Here is a 6,572-nt window from a genome sequence, read left to right on the forward strand (position 1 = left end):
TTATAAAAGGTATTGCGCAGTTAACGTAATGGTGTTATATTTATATCTGTCGTTACGAACGAGTTGCAAACAGATTACAAACTTTAAAAAGTTTTAAAAAAGTTGTTGACTTGAAGTGATGAAAGTGTTATTATAAATAAGCTGTTCCGAAAGACATTGCTCTTTGAAAACTGAACAAAACAAAGCGCCAACGTTAAATTTTAAGTGAGCACACACTATCAAAAAAAGCAAATGAGCAAGTCAAACATTTCTTCGGAGAGTTTGATCCTGGCTCAGGACGAACGCTGGCGGCGTGCCTAATACATGCAAGTCGAGCGAATCGATGGGAGCTTGCTCCCTGAGATTAGCGGCGGACGGGTGAGTAACACGTGGGCAACCTGCCTATAAGACTGGGATAACTTCGGGAAACCGGAGCTAATACCGGATACGTTCTTTTCTCGCATGAGAGAAGATGGAAAGACGGTTTACGCTGTCACTTATAGATGGGCCCGCGGCGCATTAGCTAGTTGGTGAGGTAATGGCTCACCAAGGCGACGATGCGTAGCCGACCTGAGAGGGTGATCGGCCACACTGGGACTGAGACACGGCCCAGACTCCTACGGGAGGCAGCAGTAGGGAATCTTCCGCAATGGACGAAAGTCTGACGGAGCAACGCCGCGTGAACGAAGAAGGCCTTCGGGTCGTAAAGTTCTGTTGTTAGGGAAGAATAAGTACCAGAGTAACTGCTGGTACCTTGACGGTACCTAACCAGAAAGCCACGGCTAACTACGTGCCAGCAGCCGCGGTAATACGTAGGTGGCAAGCGTTGTCCGGAATTATTGGGCGTAAAGCGCGCGCAGGTGGTTCCTTAAGTCTGATGTGAAAGCCCACGGCTCAACCGTGGAGGGTCATTGGAAACTGGGGAACTTGAGTGCAGAAGAGGAAAGTGGAATTCCAAGTGTAGCGGTGAAATGCGTAGAGATTTGGAGGAACACCAGTGGCGAAGGCGACTTTCTGGTCTGTAACTGACACTGAGGCGCGAAAGCGTGGGGAGCAAACAGGATTAGATACCCTGGTAGTCCACGCCGTAAACGATGAGTGCTAAGTGTTAGAGGGTTTCCGCCCTTTAGTGCTGCAGCTAACGCATTAAGCACTCCGCCTGGGGAGTACGGCCGCAAGGCTGAAACTCAAAGGAATTGACGGGGGCCCGCACAAGCGGTGGAGCATGTGGTTTAATTCGAAGCAACGCGAAGAACCTTACCAGGTCTTGACATCCTCTGACAACCCTAGAGATAGGGCTTTCCCCTTCGGGGGACAGAGTGACAGGTGGTGCATGGTTGTCGTCAGCTCGTGTCGTGAGATGTTGGGTTAAGTCCCGCAACGAGCGCAACCCTTGATCTTAGTTGCCAGCATTCAGTTGGGCACTCTAAGGTGACTGCCGGTGACAAACCGGAGGAAGGTGGGGATGACGTCAAATCATCATGCCCCTTATGACCTGGGCTACACACGTGCTACAATGGATGGTACAAAGGGCTGCAAACCTGCGAAGGTAAGCGAATCCCATAAAGCCATTCTCAGTTCGGATTGCAGGCTGCAACTCGCCTGCATGAAGCCGGAATCGCTAGTAATCGCGGATCAGCATGCCGCGGTGAATACGTTCCCGGGCCTTGTACACACCGCCCGTCACACCACGAGAGTTTGTAACACCCGAAGTCGGTGAGGTAACCTTCATGGAGCCAGCCGCCTAAGGTGGGACAGATGATTGGGGTGAAGTCGTAACAAGGTAGCCGTATCGGAAGGTGCGGCTGGATCACCTCCTTTCTAAGGATAATTACGAGAGCGCTTTTGTTTTGTTCAGTTTTGAATGAGTAATTCATTCAAATAGGAAAGACAAACATCACGATGTGATGGATTCTTTCTGCTTTGTTCCTTGAAAACTAGATAATAGATAGAAGGCAATTAATTTTTTTTAAAGCATCTGTAAGATCTTTTTTAACGGTTAAGTTAGAAAGGGCGCACGGTGGATGCCTTGGCACTAGGAGCCGATGAAGGACGGGACTAACACCGATATGCTTCGGGGAGCTGTAAGTAAGCTTTGATCCGGAGATTTCCGAATGGGGAAACCCACTGTTCGTAATGGAACAGTATCTTTACCTGAATACATAGGGTACTGAAGGCAGACCCGGGGAACTGAAACATCTAAGTACCCGGAGGAAGAGAAAGCAAACGCGATTTCCTGAGTAGCGGCGAGCGAAACGGAATTAGCCCAAACCAAGAGGCTTGCCTCTTGGGGTTGTAGGACACTCAACATGGAGTTACAAAGGAACGGGGTAAATGAAGCGATCTGGAAAGATCCGTCGAAGAAGGTAAAAACCCTGTAGTTGAAACTTCGTTCCCTCCTGAGTGGATCCTGAGTACGGCGGGACACGAGAAATCCCGTCGGAAGCAGGGAGGACCATCTCCCAAGGCTAAATACTCCCTAGTGACCGATAGTGAACCAGTACCGTGAGGGAAAGGTGAAAAGCACCCCGGAAGGGGAGTGAAATAGATCCTGAAACCGTGTGCCTACAAGTAGTCAAAGCCCGTTAATGGGTAATGGCGTGCCTTTTGTAGAATGAACCGGCGAGTTACGATTTCATGCGAGGTTAAGTTGATAAGACGGAGCCGCAGCGAAAGCGAGTCTGAATAGGGCGAATGAGTATGAGGTCGTAGACCCGAAACCAGGTGATCTACCCATGTCCAGGGTGAAGTTCAGGTAACACTGAATGGAGGCCCGAACCCACGCACGTTGAAAAGTGCGGGGATGAGGTGTGGGTAGCGGAGAAATTCCAATCGAACCTGGAGATAGCTGGTTCTCTCCGAAATAGCTTTAGGGCTAGCCTCAAGATGAGAGTATTGGAGGTAGAGCACTGATTGGACTAGGGGCCCCCAACGGGTTACCGAATTCAGTCAAACTCCGAATGCCAAATACTTATTCTTGGGAGTCAGACTGCGAGTGATAAGATCCGTAGTCGAAAGGGAAACAGCCCAGACCACCAGCTAAGGTCCCAAAGTATACGTTAAGTGGAAAAGGATGTGGAGTTGCTTAGACAACCAGGATGTTGGCTTAGAAGCAGCCACCATTTAAAGAGTGCGTAATAGCTCACTGGTCGAGTGACTCCGCGCCGAAAATGTACCGGGGCTAAACGTATCACCGAAGCTGTGGATTGACACCGTATGGTGTCGATGGTAGGAGAGCGTTCTAAGGGCGTTGAAGTCAGACCGGAAGGACTGGTGGAGCGCTTAGAAGTGAGAATGCCGGTATGAGTAGCGAAAGAAGGGTGAGAATCCCTTCCACCGAATGCCTAAGGTTTCCTGAGGAAGGCTCGTCCGCTCAGGGTTAGTCGGGACCTAAGCCGAGGCCGAAAGGCGTAGGCGATGGACAACAGGTTGATATTCCTGTACCACCTATACATCGTTTGAACGATGGGGGGACGCAGAAGGATAGGGTAAGCGCGCTGTTGGATATGCGCGTCCAAGCAGTTAGGCCGGAAACGAGGCAAATCCCGTTTCCATTAAGGCGGAGCTGTGATGGCGAGGGAAATATAGTACCGAAGTTCCTGATTCCACGCTGCCAAGAAAAGCCTCTAGTGAGATGTAAGGTGCCCGTACCGCAAACCGACACAGGTAGGCGAGGAGAGAATCCTAAGGTGTGCGAGAGAACTCTCGTTAAGGAACTCGGCAAAATGACCCCGTAACTTCGGGAGAAGGGGTGCTTTTTAGGGTGAATAGCCCAGAAAAGCCGCAGTGAATAGGCCCAGGCGACTGTTTAGCAAAAACACAGGTCTCTGCGAAGCCGCAAGGCGAAGTATAGGGGCTGACACCTGCCCGGTGCTGGAAGGTTAAGGGGAGAGGTTAGCGCAAGCGAAGCTTTGAACCGAAGCCCCAGTAAACGGCGGCCGTAACTATAACGGTCCTAAGGTAGCGAAATTCCTTGTCGGGTAAGTTCCGACCCGCACGAAAGGTGTAACGATCTGGGCACTGTCTCAACGAGAGACTCGGTGAAATTATAGTACCTGTGAAGATGCAGGTTACCCGCGACAGGACGGAAAGACCCCGTGGAGCTTTACTGCAGCCTGATATTGAATTTTGGTACAGCTTGTACAGGATAGGTAGGAGCCTGAGAAGCCGGAGCGCCAGCTTCGGTGGAGGCGTTGGTGGGATACTACCCTGGCTGTATTGAAATTCTAACCCGCGCCCCTTATCGGGGTGGGAGACAGTGTCAGGTGGGCAGTTTGACTGGGGCGGTCGCCTCCTAAAGAGTAACGGAGGCGCCCAAAGGTTCCCTCAGAATGGTTGGAAATCATTCGTAGAGTGTAAAGGCACAAGGGAGCTTGACTGCGAGACCTACAAGTCGAGCAGGGACGAAAGTCGGGCTTAGTGATCCGGTGGTTCCGCATGGAAGGGCCATCGCTCAACGGATAAAAGCTACCCCGGGGATAACAGGCTTATCTCCCCCAAGAGTCCACATCGACGGGGAGGTTTGGCACCTCGATGTCGGCTCATCGCATCCTGGGGCTGTAGTCGGTCCCAAGGGTTGGGCTGTTCGCCCATTAAAGCGGTACGCGAGCTGGGTTCAGAACGTCGTGAGACAGTTCGGTCCCTATCCGTCGCGGGCGCAGGAAATTTGAGAGGAGCTGTCCTTAGTACGAGAGGACCGGGATGGACGCACCGCTGGTGTACCAGTTGTCTTGCCAAAGGCATAGCTGGGTAGCTACGTGCGGACGGGATAAGTGCTGAAAGCATCTAAGCATGAAGCCCCCCTCAAGATGAGATTTCCCATGGCGCAAGCTAGTAAGATCCCTGAAAGATGATCAGGTTGATAGGTCAGAGGTGGAAGCATGGTGACATGTGGAGCTGACTGATACTAATAGATCGAGGACTTAACCAACGCTTTTTAAAAAATGAAATACCTTCTTATTATCTAGTTTTGAAGGAACAACGTTCCTTTTATGTTTGGTGGCGATAGCGAAGAGGTCACACCCGTTCCCATTCCGAACACGGCAGTTAAGCTCTTCAGCGCCGATGGTAGTTGGGGGTTTCCCCCTGTGAGAGTAGGACGCCGCCAAGCAGTTATATATGGAGGATTAGCTCAGCTGGGAGAGCATCTGCCTTACAAGCAGAGGGTCGGCGGTTCGATCCCGTCATCCTCCACCATTTTTACACTTGCCGGTGTAGCTCAACTGGTAGAGCAACTGACTTGTAATCAGTAGGTTGGGGGTTCAAGTCCTCTTGCCGGCACCATTTTCATACAAGCTTGATATAGCATATATAAATAGTTTATATGAGCCATTAGCTCAGTTGGTAGAGCATCTGACTTTTAATCAGAGGGTCGAAGGTTCGAATCCTTCATGGCTCACCATTTTATTATGCGGGTGTGGCGGAATTGGCAGACGCACCAGACTTAGGATCTGGCGCCGCAAGGCGTGGGGGTTCAAGTCCCTTCACCCGCATGTTCGCGGAAGTAGTTCAGTGGTAGAATACAACCTTGCCAAGGTTGGGGTCGCGGGTTCGAATCCCGTCTTCCGCTCCACTATTTATTTATGCCGGGGTGGCGGAACTGGCAGACGCACAGGACTTAAAATCCTGCGGTAGGTGACTACCGTACCGGTTCGATTCCGGTCCTCGGCACCATCTTAATATGCGCCCGTAGCTCAATTGGATAGAGCATCTGACTACGAATCAGAAGGTTGTAGGTTCGACTCCCGCCGGGCGCACCATATTTTTTTTCGGGAAGTAGCTCAGCTTGGTAGAGCACTTGGTTTGGGACCAAGGGGTCGCAGGTTCGAATCCTGTCTTCCCGACCATTATTTTTTCGGGGCCTTAGCTCAGCTGGGAGAGCGCCTGCCTTGCACGCAGGAGGTCAGCGGTTCGATCCCGCTAGGCTCCACCAAAAAAACTTGACAAGCCGTTTTGGGTTTGTTATGATATGAAAGTTGATTCTTTAAGAAGAGTCAAATTGCTCTTTGAAAACTGAACAAAACAAAGCGCCAACGTTAAATTTTAAGTGAGCACACACTATCAAAAAAGCAAATGAGCAAGTCAAACATTTCTTCGGAGAGTTTGATCCTGGCTCAGGACGAACGCTGGCGGCGTGCCTAATACATGCAAGTCGAGCGAATCGATGGGAGCTTGCTCCCTGAGATTAGCGGCGGACGGGTGAGTAACACGTGGGCAACCTGCCTATAAGACTGGGATAACTTCGGGAAACCGGAGCTAATACCGGATACGTTCTTTTCTCGCATGAGAGAAGATGGAAAGACGGTTTACGCTGTCACTTATAGATGGGCCCGCGGCGCATTAGCTAGTTGGTGAGGTAATGGCTCACCAAGGCGACGATGCGTAGCCGACCTGAGAGGGTGATCGGCCACACTGGGACTGAGACACGGCCCAGACTCCTACGGGAGGCAGCAGTAGGGAATCTTCCGCAATGGACGAAAGTCTGACGGAGCAACGCCGCGTGAACGAAGAAGGCCTTCGGGTCGTAAAGTTCTGTTGTTAGGGAAGAACAAGTACCAGAGTAACTGCTGGTACCTTGACGGTACCTAACCAGA

Annotated in this window: 9 tRNA genes and 4 rRNA genes (1 of these 13 cut by a window edge); all 13 read left to right on the forward strand. The window is 51.1% G+C overall.

What is annotated here, in order from left to right:
- Positions 1 to 249 precede the first annotated feature (249 nt).
- Positions 250 to 1,800, forward strand: a 16S ribosomal RNA gene (locus tag OSJ91_RS00470).
- Positions 1,801 to 1,976: 176 nt separating this feature from the next.
- Positions 1,977 to 4,909, forward strand: a 23S ribosomal RNA gene (locus tag OSJ91_RS00475).
- Positions 4,910 to 4,973: 64 nt separating this feature from the next.
- Positions 4,974 to 5,089 (forward strand): 5S ribosomal RNA (gene rrf / locus OSJ91_RS00480).
- 10 nt (positions 5,090 to 5,099) lie between these two features.
- Positions 5,100 to 5,175 (forward strand) — tRNA-Val (locus OSJ91_RS00485).
- An 11-nt stretch (positions 5,176 to 5,186) separates the two neighbouring features.
- Positions 5,187 to 5,262: transfer RNA gene (locus OSJ91_RS00490), tRNA-Thr, on the forward strand.
- Positions 5,263 to 5,304: 42 nt separating this feature from the next.
- A tRNA-Lys gene (locus OSJ91_RS00495) sits at positions 5,305 to 5,380 on the forward strand.
- 9 nt (positions 5,381 to 5,389) lie between these two features.
- A tRNA-Leu gene (locus tag OSJ91_RS00500) sits at positions 5,390 to 5,471 on the forward strand.
- Between the two features lie 5 nt (positions 5,472 to 5,476).
- Positions 5,477 to 5,551 (forward strand) — tRNA-Gly (locus OSJ91_RS00505).
- A gap of 12 nt (positions 5,552 to 5,563) precedes the next feature.
- Positions 5,564 to 5,652: transfer RNA gene (locus OSJ91_RS00510), tRNA-Leu, on the forward strand.
- Positions 5,653 to 5,661: 9 nt separating this feature from the next.
- Positions 5,662 to 5,738, forward strand: a tRNA-Arg gene (locus OSJ91_RS00515).
- 10 nt (positions 5,739 to 5,748) lie between these two features.
- Positions 5,749 to 5,825 (forward strand) — tRNA-Pro (locus OSJ91_RS00520).
- 10 nt (positions 5,826 to 5,835) lie between these two features.
- A tRNA-Ala gene (locus tag OSJ91_RS00525) sits at positions 5,836 to 5,911 on the forward strand.
- A 158-nt stretch (positions 5,912 to 6,069) separates the two neighbouring features.
- Positions 6,070 to 6,572 (forward strand): 16S ribosomal RNA (locus tag OSJ91_RS00530) (it continues 1,048 nt past the right edge of the window).
- The 16S, 23S and 5S rRNA genes sit together here with 9 tRNA genes alongside, the layout of an rRNA operon.

The sequence above is a fragment of the Bacillus sp. T-10(2022) genome (genome assembly GCF_056502895.1).